Raw genomic sequence first — 20,489 nt, 5'->3', positions numbered from 1 at the left:
CCTACGCGGCCCGGCCCGGGATCGGGGCCGTCAGCGGGGGATTGAGCCGGGCGAACCCCTCCTGGCGCTCGTACGGGAAGTAGGGGACGGCGCCGGGCGGTGGCTGACGGCGTCGAGGCGGGCGCTCTGTTCCGGCGTCAGGCTCCAGCCGACGGCCCCGATGTTCTGGCGCAGCTGCTCCTCGTTCCGGGCGCCGATGATCACGGAGGACACGGTGGGGCGGCCCAGCAGCCAGTTGAGGGCGACCTGGGGTACGGTCCGGCCCGTCTCCTGGGCTATCCCGTCGAGCACGTCGACGACGTCGTGGAGCAGCTCCTCGTCGACCGGCGGGCCGTAGTCCGCCGTTGCGTGCAGCCGGCTCCCGGAGGGCAGCGGCCGGCCGCGGCGCACCTTCCCGGTCAGCCGGCCCCAGCCCAGCGGGCTCCACACGAGGGCGCCGACGCCCTGGTCCCGGCCGAGGGGCAGCAGCTCCCACTCGTAGTCGCGGCCGATCAGGGAGTAGTACACCTGGTGGGCGACGTACCGGGGGAAGCCGTGGCGGTCGGCCGCGGCCAGGGACTTCATCAGCTGCCAGCCCGCGAAGTTGGAGACGCCGACGTAGCGGATCTTCCCGGAGCGCACGAGCTGGTCGAGGGCGGACAACACCTCCTCGACCGGGGTGGTCGCGTCGAAGGCGTGCAGCTGGAACAGGTCGATGTGGTCGGTGCCCAGGCGCCGCAGGGCGTCCTCGGTGGCCCGGATGAGGCGCGAGCGGGAGGTCCCGGCGTCTCCGGGGCCGTCCCCCGTGGGCAGGCCGGCCTTCGTGGACAGCAGCACCCGGTCGCGGCGACCCCGCACGGCCGCGCCGAGGACGGACTCCGAGGCGCCCGCGGAGTAGACGTCTGCGGTGTCGAAGAGAGTGATCCCGGCGTCGATGCAGATGTCGACCAGGCGGCGCGCCTCGCGGGCGTCGGTGGAGCCCCAGGCTCCGAAGAGCGGGCCCTCGCCGCCGAACGTGCCGGCGCCGAAGCTCAGGACGGGAACGGTGAGACCGGAAGCGCCGAGCTGCCTGTATTCCATGACGAGCCCCCTCGGGAGGAATTAACGGAACTGTAGACCCTTTAAGCTGACCCCACCGTAACAGTCGGAGCGAACTAATGGAACTGGAGAACCGTTATGACGGATGAGGGTGGCGTAGAACCGGGCACCCTGCGGCCCGGCGGCCGCACGGCCCGGGTACGGGCAGCGGTCCTGCGCGCTGCCGGTGACCTGCTGGCCGAAGCGGGCTTCGACCGGCTGGACCTGGCGGAGGTGGCCCGTCGCGCGGAGGTGGGCAAGACCACCGTCTACCGCAGGTGGGGGACGCCCTCCGGACTCCTCGCGGACCTGCTCGGCGACATGGCCGAACAGTCCGTGCCCCGCACCGAGACGGGCTCGCTCGACGGCGACCTGCTGGCCAATGCCGACCTGGTCCGCCGTACCCTGGCCGACCCGCGCCAGGGCCCGCTGTTCCGGGCCGTGATCGCCGCCGCCGGTACCGACCCGAGGGCCGCGGACGCCCTGCACCGCTTCTACGCCGTACGCGTCGCGGAGTGGGCGCCGTGCGTCCGGCAGGCGGTGGACCGCGGCGAACTGCCGCAGGGCACGGACGCGGAGGAGGTCATCCGGCTCGTCTCCGCTCCCCTGTACTACCGGCTGCTGACGACCGGCACGCCGCCGGACGGCGCCGCGGCCGAACGCGCCGCCCGCGCGGCCGCGGCAGCCGCCCGGGCGGGCGTCTTCACCACGCCGGGACCGGGGACCGCGGACGACTGACCGTCAGGTGTACAGGAAGACGGTGTCGAACCAGACCAGGTCGTCCTCCTCGTGGAGGAGGAAACGGCCGTCGGCCCGGTCGCCGGTCGCGGACTGCGACGGAGCCTGGGCGAGGACCCGCAGGTCGTACGCCGTACTCGCCCGCCAGCCCGCGCGGTCGGGCACGTGCGTCGCCAACGGGGCGGGGAGGTCGGCGGGCGGGTCCACGGGCTCGAACCGCTCCCCGGCGGTGGCCGCCCCCAGCACGGCGGCCACCGCCCCCGGAGCCATCCGCGCCAGCCCGACCAGCCGGATCCGCGCATCCGGTCCGGGTAGGGTCTGCCGCCTGCCCGCCTCGTCGACGTCGTACCCGAGCCAGTGCGGGTCGGAGAGCTCGCCCAGCGCCGGGAACCGCTCGTGCAGCGGCTCGACGTCGGTCCGGACGCGGAGGTGGTCCTCGTTCGGTCGGAGCTCCGAGCAGCCGGCCGTCCCGGCGAGGGCCGACAGCACGACCCCGCCGAGCAGGGCGAGGAACCCGCGGCGCTCCGTCCCGCCGTTCCGCAGTCCGGTCATGGTCCCCCCTGGTTCCTTCGTACGCCGCCGGGCCCGGTCCGCGCCGTACCGCCGTGGCGCGGAGCCGGGGACACGGAGGAGAACGCGCTCGGGGCGCGCGCGGTTCCGTCGCACGTCCGCTACGGGCGGCTCAAAGGGCCGGCAGGTCGTGCTCGACCTGCCTCACCGGGCCCTTGCCGGGGTGGCCGGCGTCCCGCTCGGACCGGCCGCCGGACCCGCCGGGGACGGGCGGGCCGTCGACGACGTCGCGCGGGAGGACGACGACTGACCCCGTCCGCCGGCCCCCGGCACGGCGAAGACCCGCAGGAAGAACTGCGCGAGCGGGCCGATGGCCAGCGCGTACACGAGGGTGCCCGGGCCGACGCTGCCGCCGAGGAGGAATCCGGCCGTGAGCACCATGAGCTCGATCCCGGTGCGCACCAGCCGCAGGGACCGGCCCGTCAGCCGGTGCAGGCCCGTCATGAGTCCGTCGCGCGGGCCCGGCCCGAAGGCGGCGGCGATGTACAGGCCGGTGGCGGCGCCGTTGAGGACCACGCCCGCGGCCAGCACGCCCGCCTGGGCCAGGGTGCCCCGCACGTCGGGCACCACCGCCAGCGCGGCGTCCATGGAGAGCCCGACCGCGAACACGTTGGACACGGTGCCCAGGCCGGGCCGCTGCCGCAGCGGCCACCACAGCAGCAGCACCAGCGCTCCCACGGCCACGGACACGGTGCCGATGCTCCACCCGGTGTGCTCGGCGAGGCCCTGGTGGAAGACGTCCCAGGGGCCGAGTCCCAGCCCCGCGCGGACCAGGAGCGCCGAGCTCGCACCGTAGAGGGCGAGGCCGGCGTAGAGCTGGAGCAGCCGGCGGGGGAGGCGCCCGGCGGGGCGTGCGGAGGGTGGGACGGTGGACACGCGTGGTGCCTTCCATGAGAGCCAAAGAACGCTGGACCACACGGTGTGGCATCCGCTCGGCTGCAGCACAGGGCCAATTCCCGGTAAGTGGCCCTACTTCTGTCCGGCCGGGCCGTCCGCTACGGGCCGCGCGTGACAACACGCACATTTTTGGCCACTTTCGTCCGAATTGGTGAATGCTGGAGGGCGGTCCGGCGCATGGTTCGCGTCTCGGGTGTCGCCGGCCGCCACATCGCCACGGCCGGATCACGGCCACCGCAGCCGCACGGCCACCACGGCCACACGGCACACGCCGCCACGGGAGAGACATGCGACGAGCACACCGCCTGCTGAACGACTGGCGTACGGCCCTGCCCCTCGCGGGCGGCGCCGTCGTACTCGGCTTCGGCGGCCTGTACCTCGCCGGCCTGGCAGTGGCGGGCGACAGCATCGTCGACGGCACCACCGTGCGCGGCGTCGACATCGGCGGCATGAGCCGTGCGGAGGCCCGGGCGGCCCTGGACCGCGATCTGGGCCCGGCGGCAGCCGCACCGATCACGCTGAAGGTGGCGGGCGGCAGCACCGCGCAGGCCGTCCCCGCCGCCTTCGGCCTGTCCCTCGACACCGAGGCCACCGTCGACCGTGCCGCGCAGTCCGGCTCCGACCCGTTCACCGTGATCGGGCGGCTGGTCACACCGGCCGAGGAACGCGAGGTCGAACCCGTCATCCGTACCGACGGCCCCGCCGACCCGGCCCTGGCGGCCGAGCGGCTCGCCGATTCCGCGGGGAGTCCGGCGCGTGAAGGCGCCGTCACCTTCCAGGACGGCACGGCCCGGTCCGTCGCCCCCGCGACCGGGGTGACCGTACGGGCCGACCGGGCGGCCGAGGTCGTCCGCGCCGCCTACCTGAGCCCGCAAGCCGGACCCGCCGCCCTTCCGGTGGAGCTCAAGCAGCCGGCTGTCGACACGCAGGAGACCGCGCGGGCCATGACGGAGTTCGCCGAGCCCGCGATGTCCGGGCCCGTCACCCTCACCGTGGGCGACGAGCGGATCGTCCTCACCCCGGAGGTCCTCGGCCGGCACCTGACGCTCAAGGCCGACGGCGCGGGCAAGCTCGTCCCGAAGCTCGACTCCGCGGGACTGCTGGCCGAGCCGGCCGTCGCCCGTCAGGTGTCCGCGATCACCACGCCCTCGCGGGGGGTCACCCTCGAAGTGGACGCCGCCGGCCGTGCGGTGGTCGCCGAGGACGCGCGCAGCGGCGTCCAGGTCACCGCGAAGGCCCTGGGGGACGCCGTCCTGCCCCTGCTGACCCGTACGGGCGACGCCCGCACGGCGGAACTCGCCACGACGGCCGTCCCGCCGCGGCTCACCGCCCAGAAGGCCCGGCAGCTCGGCATCAAGGAGCAGCTGTCGTCCTTCACCGTCAACTTCCCCGCCTCCCCCTACCGCACCACCAACATCGGGCGCGCCGTGGAGCTGATCAACGGATCCGTCGTCCGGCCGGGCGAGACCTGGAGCTTCAACGAGACGGTCGGCGAGCGGACCGAGGAGAACGGTTTCGTCGACGGCATCATGATCAACGACGGCCGGTACGTGAAGTCGCCCGGCGGCGGAGTCTCGGCGGTCGCGACGACCATGTACAACGCCATGTTCTTCGCCGGCCTGAAGCCGGTGGAACACGGGGCGCACTCCTTCTACATCGAGCGCTATCCCGAGGGCCGCGAGGCCACCGTCGCCTGGGGAACCCTCGACCTGCGCTGGAAGAACGACTCCGGCAGCGCGGTGTACGTCAAGGCCACCTCCACGGACTCCTCGGTGACCATCAGCCTGCTGGGCACGAAGGCGTACGACGAGGTCCGAGCCGTGAAGGGTCCCCGGACGAACGTCACCCCGCCGAAGAAGATCGAGGCCTCGGGCCCGCAGTGCGAGGTGCAGACCCCGCTGGAGGGCTTCGACGTGGCCGTCGACCGGGTCTTCGTCCGGGGCGGGCAGGAGGTCAAGCGGGAGACGTACCGGACGCACTACATCCCGCGCGACGAGGTGACCTGCGACCCGCAGACCCCGGCGGCTCCCACGGCCCCGGCTTCCCCGGCGGCTCCCACGGCCCCGGCGGCGCCCACGACCCCGGTCTCTCCGGCGACCCCCGCCACCCCGGCGGCCACGGCAGCGTCCGCGTGAGCGCGGACGCCGCCGGCCCCGGCGGCCGTCCCGTCCGGCCCCGCCACCTCAGTGGATGAACGGGGAGCGGGGGCGGGCGCGCCAGGAGTGCACGGGATGGTCGGTCAGGGAGGGCAGGTTGCGGTCCCAGTGGGCGCGGTGACGCCGGGTCGAGTGGTGCGGCACGGCCGTCGCGCCCGTACGCACCAGGACCATCAGGGCGGCCGTGAGGGCCGCCAGTTCTATGTGGTCGGGGCGGCCCTTGACCACCCTGATCCGGTGCCGGCGTATCACCAGGACACCGGGAGGGACTTGGGGCCGCGGATCAGCCCGCCGGTCTGCCATTCGACCTGCTCGGGCGGGACGGCCAGGGCCAGCCGCGGGTAGCGGTCGAGCAGCGTGGCCAGCATGAGCTCGGACTCCATCCGGGCCAGCATCGAGCCGACGCAGTGGTGCGGGCCGTTGCCGAAGGCCATGTGCGCGATCGGGCCCCGGTCGAAGTCCAGGGTGTCGGGGTTCGGGAAGACCTCGGGGTCGCGGTTGGCGGCCAGGTACGAGGAGTAGACCGCCTCGCCGGCCTTGATCGTGACTCCCGCGATCTCGACGTCCCGCATCGCGATCCGCGGCAGGCCCACTCCGCTGCGGTGCGGGATGAAGCGCAGCAGCTCGTCGACGGCCTGGGGGATCAGATGCCGCTCGGCACGCAGCCGTTCGAGGTGCTGCGGATGGGTGAGCAGGGCGTACACCATGTTGGCGCTGTTGTTGCGGACCGCGTGCGCACCGCTTACCAGGATGGCGGTGGCCAGGGAGACGGCCTCGTCGTCGGTGATCTCGCCGGCCTTCGCGGCGGCGGTGAGCACTCCGGCGAGGTCGTCGCCGTGCTTCTTGCGGCGCATGTCGAGCAGGGCGACGACGGTCTCGCGGACCGTCTTGAGGGCGTCGATGCTCTGGGCGGGGGCCGGACCCGGGGTCATGGCCACGTTCGCCCAGGAGGTCATGTTCGCCCGCATCTCCTGCGGCATGCCGAGCAGGTCGGCGACGGCCGCGAGGGGGAGCGGGCCGTGCAGGTGCTCCACGAGGTCCGCCGGCGAGCCGTGCCGCTCCATCGCGTCGAGGAGGCCGTCCAGGGTGTGCTGCACCGTCGGGCGCAGCTTGTTCATCGCCTTGCCGGTGAAGGCCCGCGCCACCACCCGGCGCATGTTGTTCAGGCGCGGGGGGTCGGCGTAGTTGAGGGACGCCTTCTGCGAGGCGATGGCGTGCGGGGAGGAGGCGGTGATCGACCGGTCGACCAGTTCCTCCCTGCTGAAGCGGGGGTCGGTCGTGGCCGCCTTGACGTCGCTGTAGCGGGACATCAGCCATGCACTGCCCTGGCCGAAAGGCAGCTGGATCCGGGCGGCCCGTTTCTCCTTCAGCCGGTCGTGCAGGAACGGGTCGAAGTCGAGGGCCTCGAAGTCGTCCAGGCTCCAGAAGTGCACCGTCTCGTCCGTGCCCGGGTCCTTGCCGGGCTCCACGGCCGTGTGCGGGTCTGACCTCATCGTTCACATCTCCCTGCGTGGATGGCACCCCCCGCGGCACGATCCCGCGAAAAGGGGCATTCGGGGGCATATCGGCCAGTCCATCTCTTCCCGCTCGCCACGCGCACCGCTGCCTTCCCCCGGCAGCGTCACCGGTTCGGCCCATCTCACCAACGCCGTAGTCCCGCGCGCGCATCGGCCCGGGGTCCGTGAGGCTGTGTCAGACACGAAAGGAGAGCCACCCATGGCGACTCTGTGCAGGCCAACGGTGTCCGTGCCCGAGCACGTGATCACGATGGAGCAGACCCTCGACCTGTGCCGGTCCGTCCACGCGGACCATCCGCAGCTCGAGCTGGCCCTGCGCCTCATCCGGAACACCGGCGTCGCGAAGCGGCACATCGTGCAGCCCATCGAGGAGACCCTCAAGCACCCCGGTTTCGAATCGCGCAACGCCGTGTACGAATCCGAGGCGAAGGCCCGGGTCCCCGCGGTGGTGCGGCAGGCGCTGGAGGACGCGCAGCTGCGTGCCAAGGACATCGACATGATCATCTACGTGTCGTGCACGGGCTTCATGATGCCCTCGCTGACCGCGTGGATGATCAACGAGATGGGCTTCCGTACGGACACCCGGCAGCTGCCCATCGCCCAGCTGGGCTGTGCGGCGGGCGGGGCGGCGGTCAACCGGGCCCACGACTTCTGCACCGCGTACCCGGAGGCGAACGCCCTGATCGTCTCCTGCGAGCTCTGCTCGCTGTGCTACCAGCCCAGCGACCTGGAGGTCGGCAACCTGCTCTCCAACGGCCTCTTCGGCGACGGAGTGGGCGCCGCGGTCGTCCGCGGCCGCGGCGGCACCGGCATGAAGATCCACCGCAACAGCTCGTACATCATCCCCCGGACCGAGGACTGGATCATGTACGACGTCAAGTCCACCGGGTTCCACTTCAAGCTGGACAGGCGGGTACCCGGCACCATGGAGCCGCTCGCCCCGTCCCTCAAGGAGCTGGCCAAGGCCCACGGATGGGACGCCGCAGCCCTGGACTTCTACATCATCCACGCGGGCGGCCCGCGCATCCTGGACGACCTCAGCAAGTACCTCGGTGTGGCACCCGAGGCATTCCGCTTCAGCCGGGCCACACTGACCGAGTACGGCAACATCGCCAGCGCCGTCGTCCTGGACGCACTGCGCCGACTCTTCGACGAGAACGGCACGGCCGACGCCGCGAAGGGCCTGCTGGCCGGATTCGGCCCGGGCATCACCGCAGAGATCTCACTGGGCAGCTGGACCTCGCAATGAGGAACCGGGTGAGGGAGGAATCCGAACCATGCTGAAGGACGGCCCCGCAACCGCACGGCCACCCGTCACGCACTGGCCCACCCCGGCCCTGGACGGGGTCGACTTCGACCCCGTCCTCGCCGGTCTGATGGAGGCGGGCCCGGTCACCCGGATCCGCCTCCCCAACGGGTCCGGCTGGGCCTGGCTCGTCTGCCGGTACGACGACGTGCGGATGGTGGCCAACGACCCCCGGTTCAGCCGCAAGCTGGTCGCCGAACACGACGTCACCCGGCTGGCCCCGCACTTCATCCCCGCACCGGGCGCGGTCGGCTTCGAGGACCCGCCCGACCACACCCGACTGCGCCGCACCGTCGCGGCCGCGTTCACCACCACCGGGGTCGAGCGGCTCCGCAGACGCGCCCAGGAGATGCTCGACGGCATCGTCGAGCAGATCCTGCGGGACGGGCCGCCCGCCGACCTGACCGAGCGCCTCCTCGCCCCGTTCCCGCTCGCCGTCGTGTGCGAGCTGATGGGCGTACCCGAGGAGGACCGGCCCATGGTCCACGAGTGGACCACGCTCATCCTCTCCTCGGCCCAGGGCGCCGAGCGCAGCGAGCGCGCCAAGGACGAGGCGCTGGCCTACCTGGCCGCCCGCCTGCGCTCCGGGGACGTGCCGCACGACGACAGCGTCATCGGACTCCTCGACCAGGCGGTCCGGGACGGTGAGGTCACCCTGGAGGAGGCCACCGGCCTCGGCCTGCTCATCCAGATCGGCGGCGAGGCCGTCACCAACAACGTGGGCAACATGGTCTACATCCTGCTCACCCGGCAGGACCTGATGCAGAAGCTCCGCGACGACCGCGCCCTGCGCCCGGCGGGTCTGAACGAGCTGCTGCGCTACATCCCCCACCGCAATGCGGTGGGGCTCTCCCGGATCGCCCTGGAGGACGTCACCGTCGCCGGCCACCTCATCCGCGCCGGCGAGGCCGTCTACGTCTCCTACCTGGCCGCCAACCGCGACCCGGACGTCTTCCCCGACCCCCACGAGCTCCACCTGGACCGCAGCCCCAACCCCCACGTCTCCTTCGGGTACGGGCCCCACTTCTGCCCCGGCGCGATGCTCGCCCGCCTGGAGTCCGAGCTGCTCGTCGACGCCCTGCTCGACCGCTTCCCGGACATCCGCTTCACCGTCCCGCTCGACGAACTGCGCTGGCGGCCGGGGGCGCTGATCCGCGGCCCCGAAGGCCTGCCGGTGACCTGGTCATGACCGCACACGTGGTCCGTGACGGCCTGCTCGTCCCACCCGGCCACGGCCGCACCCTCCACACCGAGGCCCAGCAGGTCACCTTCAAGGTCACCGGGGAGCACTCCACGGTGGCCTCCAGTTTCGAGGTCGTCGTCCCGCCCGGGTTCGACGTCGGGGCCCACCGGCACGTACGCAGCGAAGAACTGTTCTACGTCCTGGAGGGTGAACTCGACGTCATGGCGTTCGAGCCGCGCGTGCGCAGCGGCGACGACTGGCGACACTGGGAATCGCTCGACGGGCGCCAGGTCGTACGGGCCACGCCCGGAACGGTCATCGTGGTCCCGCCAGGCTGTCCGCACGCCTTCGCCAACCCCACCGGCCAACCGGCCCGCATGTTCTTCCAGGCCTCACCGCCACCCGACCACGAGCGGTACTTCGAGGAGCTCCTCGCCCTGCTCGACGCGAGCGCCTCCCCGGATCCCGCCGCGATCAGCGACCTGCGGGCCCGCTACGACATCGAACAGCTCACGCCGCTGCGGCACGAGCTGCCCTGACCGACCCCCACGCCGCACCCCTCACGCATGACGCGCCACGCGTCACGTACGCACCACACTCACCACCACCCACCCCCACGCTCGGGAGAATTGATGCTGCGCACTCGCCGCAAACTTCGCACCGCCACGTACGCCCTGGCCGGCACGGTCGTCACCGCTGCCGCGCTGGCGGCGGGCCCGGCCGCCCAAGCCGCCGATTCCCTGCCGTCCTACTGGTGCTACATCAACGGTGTCGAGGCCCGGTCCGGCCTGACGGTGGTGAGGGGCACGTCGGGCGCCGACACGATCCTGTGCGAGAACGACGTCGAGAACGTCATCATCGACGGAATGGGCGGCAACGACAACATCCGCGTCAAGGGCATGGTCGTCGACTCCCAGGTCCTCGGCGGTGAGGGCGACGACACGATCCAGGTCAACAACCTCTACCCGCGCAACGGCAATTCGTCCGTCCGCGGCGGCGCGGGCGACGACACCATCATCACCGCGCTGGTGGTGGGCACGGCCGCGCACGGCGCCACCGTCTACGGCGACCACGGCGCCGACAAGATCACCACGGGCAGCGTGCTCGGCGAGCCCGGCGAGTACCAGCGCGGTGGCGGCCAGGTCTTCGGCAACGACGGCAGCGACACCATCCGCACGGGCAACGTCGACCTCGGCGGCCGCATCCTCGGCGGCAGCGAGCACGACGTCATCGAGCCCAAGTCGGTCGGCGCGGAGTCCGCGGGCATCGTCCAGGGCGGCCCGGGCAACGACAAGGTCCGCGGTCAGGACGACACCGTCCTGACCATCGGCCCCGGCTACGGCCAGGTCGACGGCGGCCTCGGGACCAACTCCTGCAAGATGAAGCACTTCTCGACCGGCGAGCGGGTCCGCAGCTCGATCGCGAACTGTGCGGTGACCCCCGCGCCCGCGACCCCGACGGCCCCCTCGGCGCCGGCCGCGCCCGCGAACCCGGCGGCCCCGGCCAAGCCTGCCGCGCCCGCGGCCCCCGAGGCCCCCTCGGCGCCGTCCGTCTCCTCCCCCTCGTCCCCCCACGAGCCGGCGGCGCCCGCGCGTCCGTCGAGCCCTTCGGGCTCAAGGCCCTGAGGGACGGCGGCCGCCCGGAGCGCCGTGCGCGCGCTCCATGGACAGGCCGCCGGGCAGCAGGTACAGGGTCAGCACGGCCCCGGCGGTGAAGATCGCCGCCGAGGCCGTGAACACCGTGTGATAACTCTCCAGGGCAGCCCGCGCCATCAGTTCCGGCGCGGGCTGCCGGCCGTCCAGGACGCGGGCGAAGGTGCCGGCGGCCAGGGTGCTCATGAGGGCCGTCCCGACCGATCCGCCGACCTGCCGCATGGCGTTGACCGTCGCGGAGCCCACCCCGGCGTCCCGCGGGTCGATGCCCGCCGTGCCGAGGTTCATGGCCGCCGCCGTGATCAGCCCCATGCCCAGACCGGTCGCCACTTGGCCGGGCAGCACCTCGACGGCGTACGGGCCCGAGGCCGACAGGTTCGTCATCCAGGCCATCCCGCACGCCGAGAGCAGCATGCCCGTGACGATGCGCGGGCGGCCCCCCACCTTGCCGAGCAGCCCCAGGTTGCTGCCGATCGCGCTGAGCATGGTGCACCCGGACATCGGCATGAAGGCCAGGCCGGCGTGGGCCGGGCCGTAGCCGCGGATGTGCTGGAGGTAGTACGTCAGGAAGAGGAACACCCCGAACATGCCCACCCCCGTGATGAACACGGACATGAGGGCGGTCGTCCGGACCCGGTCGAGGACGATCCGCAGCGGCAGCAGCGGGTGGGTGCTGCGCCGCTGCCACCAGGCGAAGGCGGCCAGCAGCGTGGCACCGGTGGCCAGGAGGCCCAGTGGTCGCAACGACTGCCAGCCGTGCGGGCCCGCCGTGGCCAGCCCGTAGACCAGGCAGAACAACCCGGACGAGGCCAGGACCGTGCCCGGCAGGTCCAGTCGGGGCGGGGTGGCGGGCGCCGACCGGCGCAGCAGCAGCACACCGCCGGTGACGGCGACGGCCGCGAACAGGACGTTCACGTACAGGGTCGACCGCCAGCTCAGGTGCTCGGTGAGCACCCCGCCGAGCAGCAGGCCCACGGCACCCCCGGACGCGGCCAGCGCCCCGAACACGCCGAACGCCTTGCCGCGTTCGGCGGGCGCCGAGAAGGTCGTGGTGAGCAGCGAGAGGGCGGCCGGTGCCAGCAGGGCCGCGAAGACGCCCTGCAGGGTGCGGGCCGTGACGAGCACGCCGAAGGTGGCCGCCGCGCCGCCAAGGGCCGAGGCGGCGGCGAAGCCGAGCTGGCCGATGAGGAACGCCCGACGGCGGCCGATCCGGTCGGCCAGGCGCCCGCCGAGCAGCAGGAGGCTGCCGAACGCGATCGCGTACGAGGTGACCACCCACTGCCGCTGGTGGTCGGAGAACTGCAGGTCGGCCTGGACGGAGGGGAGGGCGATGTTCACGATGGTCGCGTCGAGGACGACCATCAGCTGGGCCAGGCCGATGACGGCGAGGACCCACCAGCGGCGCGGATCGGGCGGGGCGGTGACCCCGGCGGGGCCGCCGCCCGGGGCGGTGCCGGTGGCGGGTCCGGGGGTGGAGGCTGGGCCGGGGGCTGAGCCGGTCGGTTCTGCGGACATGGTGGACTCCATGGGTTCCGCGCGTTCTCGCAGGCGAGAGCGTGTGGGCGTGGGGGGACTGTCTGCTTCGACGATGCGTGAGACGGGCCCGCCGCCCGCGCGTCGCCACGCCACGGGGCCGCCCGGATGGACCAGCGGGGTACCCGCTCCCCGCTCCCCGCTCCCCGCCGCCCGCCGCCCGCAGGGCTCGCGGCCCACGGGCCCCGTCCGCTCACCGGCGGCCGGGAGAGGGCCCTACCGCTCCCGGCCGGCCGCAGCGCCGTCCCCGGCGCCGGCCGGGCGGCCGGCGTGCAGTTCCAGCGGGCCCGTGCCCTCCGCGCGCGCCCTCAGGCAGGCCACGATCTGGCGGCGCAGGTTCGGCTTGACCAGGCCGCGCAGCTCCCCGGGGGCAGCCGTCCGCCAGCGCAGCAGTTCGCCGGGGGCCAGCCGGATCCGGGCGAGGGCGTCCGCGTCCAGGACGCCGCCGTCGTAGAGGAAGCGGATCCGGGCCGGGTAGCCCGGCTTGTGGGCCCAGTTGACGCCGAGCAGCCGGCCCGGCTCCAGTTGGAGGCCGAGCTCCTCGTGCGCCTCGCGCCGGGCCGCGGCGCGCGGGGTCTCGCCGAGGTCGCTGTCGATCCCGCCGCCGGGCAGGTGCCACCGGCCCGGCCTGCCGTACGCGGGCTCCACCAGCAGGACGCCGCCCGTCCCGTCCGTGCACAGCATGCTCGCCGCGGTCAGTGCCTTGGGGCGGGCGGCGCGGTGGCTCGCCGCGTCGAACAGGCCGGCGTGCTCCAGCGCCGTACGCCGCTCCGGGGCCAGGCCGGCCGGCGAGCCCGGCTGGGGCACGCCGTCGACGAGGTGCGCGATCGAGCCGGCGCGCAGGGCGGCCAGCCCGGCGCGGAGCCGGGGCGCGACCCGGGCGGGCAGCACCGCGTACGCCTCCTCCGGTGAGAGCCAGTGGGCGGCGGCGACCTCCCCGTCGGGGAAGCGGAGCGCGGCGGCCTGCGTGGGGGAGAGCGGCCCGACGAGGTGGACGTGCACGACGAGGGAGCGCCCGAGCGATCCGGGGGTCCGCGAGTCCACGGCGAGCAGCCGACCGACCGGAACGCTTAGGTCCAGTTCCTCCTTGAGCTCGCGGGCCAGCCCCTCCTCCGGGGTCTCGGTGCCCTCGACGGTGCCGCCCGGCAGCTCCCGGCCCGCCTTGTACGAGGGGGTCAGGACCAGGACCCGCCCCGTGTCGTCCAGGACGAGGCCGGTGGCGGCGACGAGCGGGGCCGACCGGGCCGCGTAGTACGCGCGCACCTGCTCGGGGGAGGGGCGGGCGGACGGGTGGCCGCAGGGCGGGCCGGAGGGCTGGTCGGGCGGGGTGTCGGGCACGGCGGGCTCCTGGGGTGGTGCGGAGGCAGGGGGGTGCGTACCCCGCGCCCGGCCGGGCCACGCCCGGCCCGGAGCTCCCGGCCGGTGCGTGGCGGCGGTCAGGCGCGGGCCACCAGCATCCCGCCCATGGTGACCATGGTCGCCGCGACGAGGCCGTCCAGCACCCGCCACGCCCTCGGGCGCGAGAGCAGGCCGCTGAGCAGGCGGGCGCCGTAGCCGAGGGTGGTGAACCAGATCAGGCTGGCCAGCCCGGCCCCGATGCCGAAGGCCCAGCGCAGGTCCCCGCGGTCGGCGGCGAGGGAGCCGAGCAGCAGCACGGTGTCCAGGTAGACGTGCGGGTTGAGCCAGGTCATGGCCAGGCAGGTGAGGACGGCCCGGCGGCGGGAGGCTGCGGTGGCCCCGTCGGTGTCCAGGGCGGCGCCGGCGACGGGCCGCAGCACCCGGCGGGCCGCCATGACCCCGTAGCAGATCAGGAAGGTGCCGCCGGCGAGGCCGACCGCGGTCAGCGCGGCGGGCCAGGCGGTGACGAAGGCGCCCACCCCGGCGACGCCGAGGGCGATCAGGGCGGCGTCGGAGAGGGCGCAGATGGCGACCACGGCGAGGACGGCGTGGCGGCGCACCCCCTGTCGCAGGACGAAGGCGTTCTGGGCGCCGATGGCGACGATGAGGGAGAGTCCGGTTCCGAAGCCGGCGAGAGCCGCCGTGGTGATGCCGTGTGTCATGCGTTCGACCATATGAACGACGTGGTGTGCAGTACAGCTAAAGATTTTTACGTACCCTTAGCGTTCGTGATGGACGAGCTTCCCCTGGACCAGGTGCGCACCCTCCTCGCCGTGGTGGACGAGGGCACGTTCGACGCGGCCGCGGCCGCCCTGCACGTGACCCCGTCAGCGGTCAGCCAGCGGGTCAAGGCCCTCGAACAGCGGACCGGACGGGTGCTGCTCATGCGCACCAAGCCGGTCCGGGCGACCGAGTCCGGGCAGGTCGTCATCCGGTTCGCCCGGCAGCTGGCCCGCCTGGAGCGCGACGCCCGGGCCGAGCTCGGGATGGCCCAGGACGAGGGCGGGCCGGTGCGGCTGCCCATCGCCGTCAACGCGGACTCCCTGGCCACCTGGTTCCTGCCCGCCCTGACCCGCGTCCCGCAGGACCCGCCGGTCCTCTTCGAACTGCACCGGGAGGACGAGTCGCACACCACCGCACTGCTGCGGGAGGGCCAGGTCATGGCGGCCGTCACCTCCTCCCCCGACCCGGTGGCCGGCTGCACCGTACGGCGGCTCGGCCTGGCGCGGTACCTGCCGGTGGCGAGCCCCGCCTTCGCCGCCCGGCACCTCGCCGGGGCCGGCGCGGGGGAGCGGGCCGAACGGCTGGCCCTGGAGCGGGCGCTGCGCCGGGCACCGGTGATCGTCTTCGACCGGCGGGACGTGCTCCAGGACGTCTTCGTGCGCTCGCTGACGGGCGACGGGGACGCCGGGGCCGGCCCGCTGCGCCACCACGTGCCCACGTCGGAGGGGTTCCGCGACGCGGTCGCCGCCGGACTGGGCTGGGGGCTGGTGCCGCAGCCGCAGGCGGAGCCGCTGCTCCGGTCCGGCGAGCTGGTCCTGCTGGTGCCGGGACGCCCCCTGGACGTGCCGCTGTACTGGCAGCAGTGGAAGCTGGATTCGCCCGCCCTGTCGTTGGTGGCGGACGTGGTCGCCGCCGCCGCGGCCGAGGACCTCCTCCCCGGCACGGCACCGCAGGCCCCGTCCGGCCCGTAGGCTGCGGTCATGGACTCCTACACGATCGGCCAGGCAGCACGGCTGCTCGGCGTGAGCGTCGACACGGCCCGGCGGTGGGCCGACGCCGAGCGGTTCCCCACCCGGCGGGAGGGCGCGCGGCGCATGGTGGACGGGCCCGATCTCGCGGCGTTCTGCGTCCAGGTGGCGCAGGAGGCGGCCGAGGCCGAGGAGGCCCCGTCCACCTCGGTGCGCAACGCCTTCCCGGGCATCGTCACCGCGGTGAAGCTCGGCACGGTGGACGCCCAGGTGGAGATCCAGGCCGGCCCGCACCGGGTCGTGTCGCTGCTGACCCGGGAGGCGGTCGAGGAGCTGGGTCTGCAGGTGGGAGCTCGGGCCGTGGCCCGGGTGAAGGCGACGAGCGTGTTCGTCGACCGCGCCTGACCCCGCGGGGGAAGGACCGGCCGCAGTGGCAGACTGGCCGCTGATCCGCCGAAGGGGAGTACACCGTTGTCCATGTTCAGCAACCTGCGCCGGGCGGTGCGCCGCAGCTACCGGCGGGCCGTCGACCTGAGCCACCCGGCCCGTTCCCCGCTCGGCAGCGCGGTGGTCAACTGCATCGTCTACCAGGACGGGGTGCGGCAGGACGGCTGCGCCGAGGTCGAGGAGGCGCTGCGGCGGGTCCGCAAGAGCGGCGAGGGCTTCGTGTGGATCGGCCTGCACGAGCCGACGCAGGAGGAGCTCGCCGGGCTGGCCGAGCTGTTCGGACTGCACCCGCTCGCCGTCGAGGACGCCGTGCACGCGCACCAGCGCCCCAAAGTGGAGCGGTACGACGACATATTGTTCGCCGTCTTCAAAACCGTGCGCTACGTGGAACACGAGGAACTCACCGCGACCAGCGAGGTGGTGGAGACCGGCGAGCTGATGGCCTTCACCGGGGACGACTTCGTCATCACCATCCGGCACGGCGGTCGCGGCACGCTCGGCCCGGTCCGCGAGAGCCTCGAAGCGGCTCCGGAGCAACTGACCAAGGGCCCGGCCTCCGTTCTGCACGCCATCGCCGACCATGTCGTCGACGACTACGTGGCCGTCACGGACGCCGTGCAGAACGACATCGACGCCGTCGAGACCGCCGTGTTCAGCGAGAACGGAGGTCGGGGCGACGCGGGCCGCATCTACCAGCTCAAGCGCGAACTGCTGGAGCTGCGCCGGGCGGGGGCCCCGCTGGCCCGTCCGCTGGAGCAGCTGGCCACCCAGCCGATAGGGGCCGTTCCGGTGGAGGTGCGCGCGTACTTCCGGGACGTCGCCGACCACCTGACGCGCGCGACCGACCAGATCAACGGGTACGACGCCCTGCTCGACTCCATCCTCCAGGCCCATCTCGCCCAGGTGACGGTGGCCCAGAACGAGGACATGCGGAAGATCACGGCGTGGGCGGCCATCGTCGCCGTGCCGACCATGGTCTGCGGGGTCTACGGCATGAACTTCGACCACATGCCCGAACTGCACTGGACGTACGGGTATCCGGCGGTCCTCGGCGTGATGGTCCTCGCGTGCTTCCTCATCCACCGCGGATTCCGCCGCAACGGCTGGCTCTGACCGGGCGTCGCGGGCCCTCGGCGCGGCACCGGTCCGCCCGGCCCTGCGAGGTCGCGGTGGCGTAACGATGTGGGCAACGGAGGGCTGCGATCCGCCCGTTGCCGGGCCCTCGGCGGCCGCGGGCCCGGCAGCCGGCGAAGGGGGCAAATCGGCACGCGTGCCCCATCGCGCGCGTTGTTCCACCGGCGTTTCGTCACCCCGTGTGACCTGGGATCGCCGGTGCGTTCCAAGTGGCCCTCGGGAGGGCTGGAATTGGTAGCCCGCGGCATCGGAATCCCTCATTCCGCCCGCTCTACAAGTGGCTTGACCGCGATGTAAGCGGGGCATAAGTTCTGCCCCGGCTTGCTCCAACAGGACGGGCCGTCGATCCGTCCTCTGGGGGGACTCATGCACCACTACACCGACGTTCTGAAGAAGTACGCCGTCTTCTCCGGCCGCGCCCGCCGGCAGGAGTACTGGATGTTCACCCTCTTCAACGTGCTCGCGCTGATCGTCGTCGCGGTGCTCGACAGCGCGATCGGCACCTACCCGCTGCTCTACCTCATCTACGCGCTCGCCGTCCTCCTCCCGGGTCTGGGGGTCGCCGTCCGCCGCCTGCACGACACCGGCAAGTCCGGCTGGTGGATGTTCATCGCCTTCGTGCCGCTGGTCGGCGGCATCTGGCTGCTCGTCCTCATGGCCTCCGAGGGCCACCCGCAGCCGAACCAGTACGGCCCGAGCCCCAAGGCCGTCCAGGCCTGATCGGGCCGGATGCGCGCGCCACGCGCGCCGCAGCACGGGAGCGCCGCCCCGGCCGGAAACGGCCGCGGGCGGCGTTCCGCCGTTTCCGGGGACGTCACCCGGGTGACACGTGTCTCGTCCCCCTTCCGGCAGGGGGCTGTCCTACCGGGCCCGATCACGAGATATCTTGATGTCGAGCAATCTTGCAGACGTGAGACGCAGACTGTGGAGCGGAGCATCCGGTGACTGACTCGACCATCATCTACACGCACACTGACGAGGCCCCGGCCCTCGCGACGTATTCCTTCCTGCCTGTGATCCAGGCCTACGCGTCGACGGCCGGTGTGAATGTCGAGACCCGTGACATCTCCCTGGCCGGTCGCATCATCGCCTCCTTCCCCGAGCACCTGGAGGAGGGCCAGCGCATCGCCGACGCCCTCGCCGAGCTCGGCGAGCTGGCGAAGACGCCGGAAGCCAACATCATCAAGCTGCCCAACATCTCGGCCTCGATCCCGCAGCTGAAGGCCGCGATCGCCGAGCTCCAGGGCCAGGGCTACGCGCTCCCGGACTACCCGGACGACCCGAAGACCGACGAGGAGCGCGAGATCCGCGCCCGCTACGACAAGATCAAGGGCTCCGCGGTGAACCCGGTCCTGCGCGAGGGCAACTCCGACCGCCGCGCCCCCGGCTCGGTCAAGAACTACGCCAAGACCCACCCGCACCGCATGGGCGCCTGGACCGCCGAGTCCAAGACCAACGTGGCCACCATGGGTGAGAACGACTTCCGCTCCACCGAGAAGTCCGCCACCGTCGCCGAGAACGGCACGCTCCGCATCGAGCACGTCGCCGCCGACGGCGCCGTCACCGTCCTGCGCGACTCCGTCCCGGTCCTGGCCGGCGAGGTCGTCGACGCCTCCGTCATGCGCGTCGCCGCCCTGCGCACCTTCCTCTCGGAGCAGGTCGCCCGCGCCAAGGCCGAGGGCGTGCTGTTCTCCGTACACCTCAAGGCCACGATGATGAAGGTCTCCGACCCGATCGTCTTCGGCCACGTCGTCCGCGCCTTCTTCCCGCAGACCTTCGCCAAGTACGGCGAGGTCCTGACCGCCGCCGGCCTGTCCCCGAACGACGGCCTCGGCGCCATCCTGAACGGCCTGGACTCCGTCCCGCACGGCCTGGGCGCCGAGATCAAGGCCTCCTTCGACGCCGAGCTCGCCGAGGGCCCGGCCCTGGCCATGGTCGACTCGGACAAGGGCATCACCAACCTGCACGTCCCGTCCGACGTCATCGTCGACGCCTCGATGCCGGCCATGATCCGCACCTCCGGCCACATGTGGGGCCCGGACGGTCAGGAGGCCGACACCCTCGCCGTCCTCCCGGACAGCAGCTACTCCGGCGTCTACCAGGCCGTCATCGAGGACTGCAGGGCGCACGGCGCCTTCGACCCGGCCACCATGGGCTCCGTCCCGAACGTCGGCCTCATGGCGCAGAAGGCCGAGGAGTACGGCTCCCACGACAAGACCTTCGAGATCGCCGCGGCCGGCACCGTCCGCCTCGTCGACGCCGCCGGCAACGTCGTCCTGGAGCAGGAGGTGTCCGAGGGCGACATCTTCCGCGCCTGCCAGACCAAGGACGCCCCGATCCAGGACTGGGTCAAGCTGGCCGTCACCCGCGCCCGCGCCACCGGCGCCCCGGCCGTCTTCTGGCTGGACTCCACCCGCGCCCACGACGCGCAGCTGATCGAGAAGGTCAACGCGTACCTGCCGCAGCACGACACCGAGGGCCTGGAGATCAAGGTCCTGTCCCCGGTCGAGGCCACCAAGTTCTCCCTGGAGCGCATCCGCCGCGGCGAGGACACCATCTCGGTGACCGGCAACGTCCTGCGTGACTACCTGACCGACCTGTTCCCGATCCTGGAGCTGGGCACCAGCGCCAAGATGCTGTCGGTCGTCCCGCTGATGGCGGGCGGCGGCCTGTTCGAGACGGGCGCCGGCGGCTCCGCCCCGAAGCACGTCCAGCAGCTGGTCAAGGAGAACTACCTGCGCTGGGACTCGCTCGGCGAGTTCTTCGCGCTGGCCGCCTCCTTCGAGCACCTCGCCACCACCACCGGCAACGCCCGCGCCCAGGTGCTGGCCGACACCCTCGACCGCGCCACCGGCACCTTCCTCAACGAGGACAAGTCGCCGACCCGTCGCGTCGGCGGCATCGACAACCGCGGCAGCCACTTCTACCTGGCCCTGTACTGGGCGCAGGAGCTGGCCAAGCAGACCGACGACGCGGCGCTGGCGACCGCCTTCGGCCCGCTCGCCAAGACGCTGACCGAGGCCGAGCAGACCATCGTCGGCGAGCTGATCGCCGTCCAGGGCTCCCCGGCCGAGATCGGCGGCTACTACCAGCCCGACCCGGCGAAGGCCGCTGCCGTCATGCGGCCGTCGGCGACCTTCAACCAGGCGCTCGCGACCCTGGCCTGAAGTCCCCGGGCCTCGCTCTGAGGCCTCCGCAGGTCATCCACGGG

At 72.9% G+C, this 20,489-nt stretch carries 18 protein-coding genes and 1 pseudogene; 11 read left to right on the top strand and 8 right to left on the bottom strand.

The window, feature by feature from the left end:
- Position 1: 1 nt before the first annotated feature.
- Positions 2-1,059 (bottom strand): annotated as a pseudogene (locus ACFV7Q_RS17085) (aldo/keto reductase).
- A gap of 96 nt (positions 1,060-1,155) precedes the next feature.
- On the opposite strand from ACFV7Q_RS17085, the gene ACFV7Q_RS17080 reads away from it, so the two are divergent.
- Positions 1,156-1,794 carry a TetR/AcrR family transcriptional regulator gene (locus ACFV7Q_RS17080; protein ID WP_385429121.1) on the top strand — a complete coding sequence of 213 codons (639 nt, stop codon included), beginning with the start codon at positions 1,156-1,158 and terminating at the stop codon, positions 1,792-1,794.
- A gap of 3 nt (positions 1,795-1,797) precedes the next feature.
- Here the strand turns inward: ACFV7Q_RS17080 and ACFV7Q_RS17075 are convergent, their stop codons facing one another.
- Positions 1,798-2,346, bottom strand: a complete 549-nt coding sequence (locus ACFV7Q_RS17075) for a hypothetical protein (protein WP_385429119.1) — start codon at positions 2,344-2,346, stop codon at positions 1,798-1,800.
- A gap of 162 nt (positions 2,347-2,508) precedes the next feature.
- Positions 2,509-3,240 carry a YitT family protein gene (locus ACFV7Q_RS17070; RefSeq protein WP_385429118.1) on the bottom strand — a complete coding sequence of 244 codons (732 nt, stop codon included), beginning with the start codon at positions 3,238-3,240 and terminating at the stop codon, positions 2,509-2,511.
- 308 nt (positions 3,241-3,548) lie between these two features.
- On the opposite strand from ACFV7Q_RS17070, the gene ACFV7Q_RS17065 reads away from it, so the two are divergent.
- Entirely contained in the window at positions 3,549-5,396 is a 1,848-nt protein-coding gene (locus tag ACFV7Q_RS17065; protein ID WP_385429116.1) for a VanW family protein, read from the top strand.
- Between the two features lie 48 nt (positions 5,397-5,444).
- Here ACFV7Q_RS17065 and ACFV7Q_RS17060 read toward each other — a convergent pair whose 3' ends face one another.
- The gene (locus ACFV7Q_RS17060) at positions 5,445-5,669 is read right to left on the bottom strand and encodes an acyl-CoA carboxylase subunit epsilon (protein ID WP_385429114.1); all 225 of its coding nucleotides are present in this window, start codon (positions 5,667-5,669) and stop codon (positions 5,445-5,447) included.
- On the bottom strand, positions 5,666-6,910 hold the full coding sequence (locus ACFV7Q_RS17055; RefSeq protein WP_385429112.1) for a cytochrome P450: 1,245 nt from the start codon (positions 6,908-6,910) through the stop codon (positions 5,666-5,668). The genes ACFV7Q_RS17060 and ACFV7Q_RS17055 overlap by 4 nt, the downstream gene beginning before the upstream one ends.
- Before the next feature lie 223 nt (positions 6,911-7,133).
- Here ACFV7Q_RS17055 and ACFV7Q_RS17050 point away from each other — a divergent pair, with 223 nt between their 5' ends.
- From ACFV7Q_RS17050 to ACFV7Q_RS17035, 4 genes are all read left to right on the top strand, one after another.
- Entirely contained in the window at positions 7,134-8,183 is a 1,050-nt protein-coding gene (locus ACFV7Q_RS17050; RefSeq protein ID WP_385429111.1) for a type III polyketide synthase, read from the top strand.
- Between the two features lie 28 nt (positions 8,184-8,211).
- Entirely contained in the window at positions 8,212-9,429 is a 1,218-nt protein-coding gene (locus tag ACFV7Q_RS17045) for a cytochrome P450 (RefSeq protein WP_385429109.1), read from the top strand.
- On the top strand, positions 9,426-9,962 hold the full coding sequence (locus ACFV7Q_RS17040) for a cupin domain-containing protein (RefSeq protein WP_385429108.1): 537 nt from the start codon (positions 9,426-9,428) through the stop codon (positions 9,960-9,962). The genes ACFV7Q_RS17045 and ACFV7Q_RS17040 overlap by 4 nt, the downstream gene beginning before the upstream one ends.
- A gap of 93 nt (positions 9,963-10,055) precedes the next feature.
- Complete coding sequence (locus ACFV7Q_RS17035; RefSeq protein ID WP_385429106.1) at positions 10,056-11,048, top strand: hypothetical protein; 993 nt, start codon at positions 10,056-10,058, stop codon at positions 11,046-11,048.
- On the opposite strand, the gene ACFV7Q_RS17030 is transcribed toward ACFV7Q_RS17035, so the two are convergent.
- From ACFV7Q_RS17030 to ACFV7Q_RS17020, 3 genes are all read right to left on the bottom strand, one after another.
- The gene (locus ACFV7Q_RS17030) at positions 11,037-12,590 is read right to left on the bottom strand and encodes a DHA2 family efflux MFS transporter permease subunit (protein WP_385429104.1); all 1,554 of its coding nucleotides are present in this window, start codon (positions 12,588-12,590) and stop codon (positions 11,037-11,039) included. The two genes, ACFV7Q_RS17035 and ACFV7Q_RS17030, sit on opposite strands and share 12 nt — an antisense overlap.
- Before the next feature lie 234 nt (positions 12,591-12,824).
- On the bottom strand, positions 12,825-13,946 hold the full coding sequence (locus ACFV7Q_RS17025; RefSeq protein ID WP_385429102.1) for an NUDIX domain-containing protein: 1,122 nt from the start codon (positions 13,944-13,946) through the stop codon (positions 12,825-12,827).
- 98 nt (positions 13,947-14,044) lie between these two features.
- Positions 14,045-14,668 carry a LysE/ArgO family amino acid transporter gene (locus ACFV7Q_RS17020; protein ID WP_385429100.1) on the bottom strand — a complete coding sequence of 208 codons (624 nt, stop codon included), beginning with the start codon at positions 14,666-14,668 and terminating at the stop codon, positions 14,045-14,047.
- Between the two features lie 69 nt (positions 14,669-14,737).
- On the opposite strand from ACFV7Q_RS17020, the gene ACFV7Q_RS17015 reads away from it, so the two are divergent.
- From ACFV7Q_RS17015 to ACFV7Q_RS16995, 5 genes are all read left to right on the top strand, one after another.
- Positions 14,738-15,700, top strand: coding sequence for a LysR family transcriptional regulator ArgP (locus tag ACFV7Q_RS17015; protein WP_385429099.1), 963 nt, complete (start codon positions 14,738-14,740; stop codon positions 15,698-15,700).
- Positions 15,701-15,709: 9 nt separating this feature from the next.
- Positions 15,710-16,102 (top strand): molybdopterin-binding protein, encoded by a 393-nt coding sequence (locus tag ACFV7Q_RS17010; RefSeq protein ID WP_385429097.1) that lies wholly within the window; start codon positions 15,710-15,712, stop codon positions 16,100-16,102.
- A 72-nt stretch (positions 16,103-16,174) separates the two neighbouring features.
- Positions 16,175-17,257, top strand: a complete 1,083-nt coding sequence (gene corA / locus ACFV7Q_RS17005; protein WP_385429095.1) for a magnesium/cobalt transporter CorA — start codon at positions 16,175-16,177, stop codon at positions 17,255-17,257.
- Between the two features lie 387 nt (positions 17,258-17,644).
- Positions 17,645-17,998 carry a DUF805 domain-containing protein gene (locus ACFV7Q_RS17000; protein ID WP_385429093.1) on the top strand — a complete coding sequence of 118 codons (354 nt, stop codon included), beginning with the start codon at positions 17,645-17,647 and terminating at the stop codon, positions 17,996-17,998.
- Positions 17,999-18,219: 221 nt separating this feature from the next.
- Positions 18,220-20,445: an NADP-dependent isocitrate dehydrogenase gene (locus ACFV7Q_RS16995; RefSeq protein ID WP_385429091.1), complete on the top strand. Its 2,226-nt coding sequence runs from the start codon at positions 18,220-18,222 to the stop codon at positions 20,443-20,445.
- Positions 20,446-20,489: the final 44 nt, after the last annotated feature.

This window comes from Streptomyces sp. NPDC059851 (assembly GCF_042732005.1).
Classification (GTDB): Bacteria; Actinomycetota; Actinomycetes; order Streptomycetales; family Streptomycetaceae; genus Streptomyces.
Note: the sequence above shows the minus strand (reverse complement) of the source record. Positions and strands in the feature narration are given on the sequence as shown.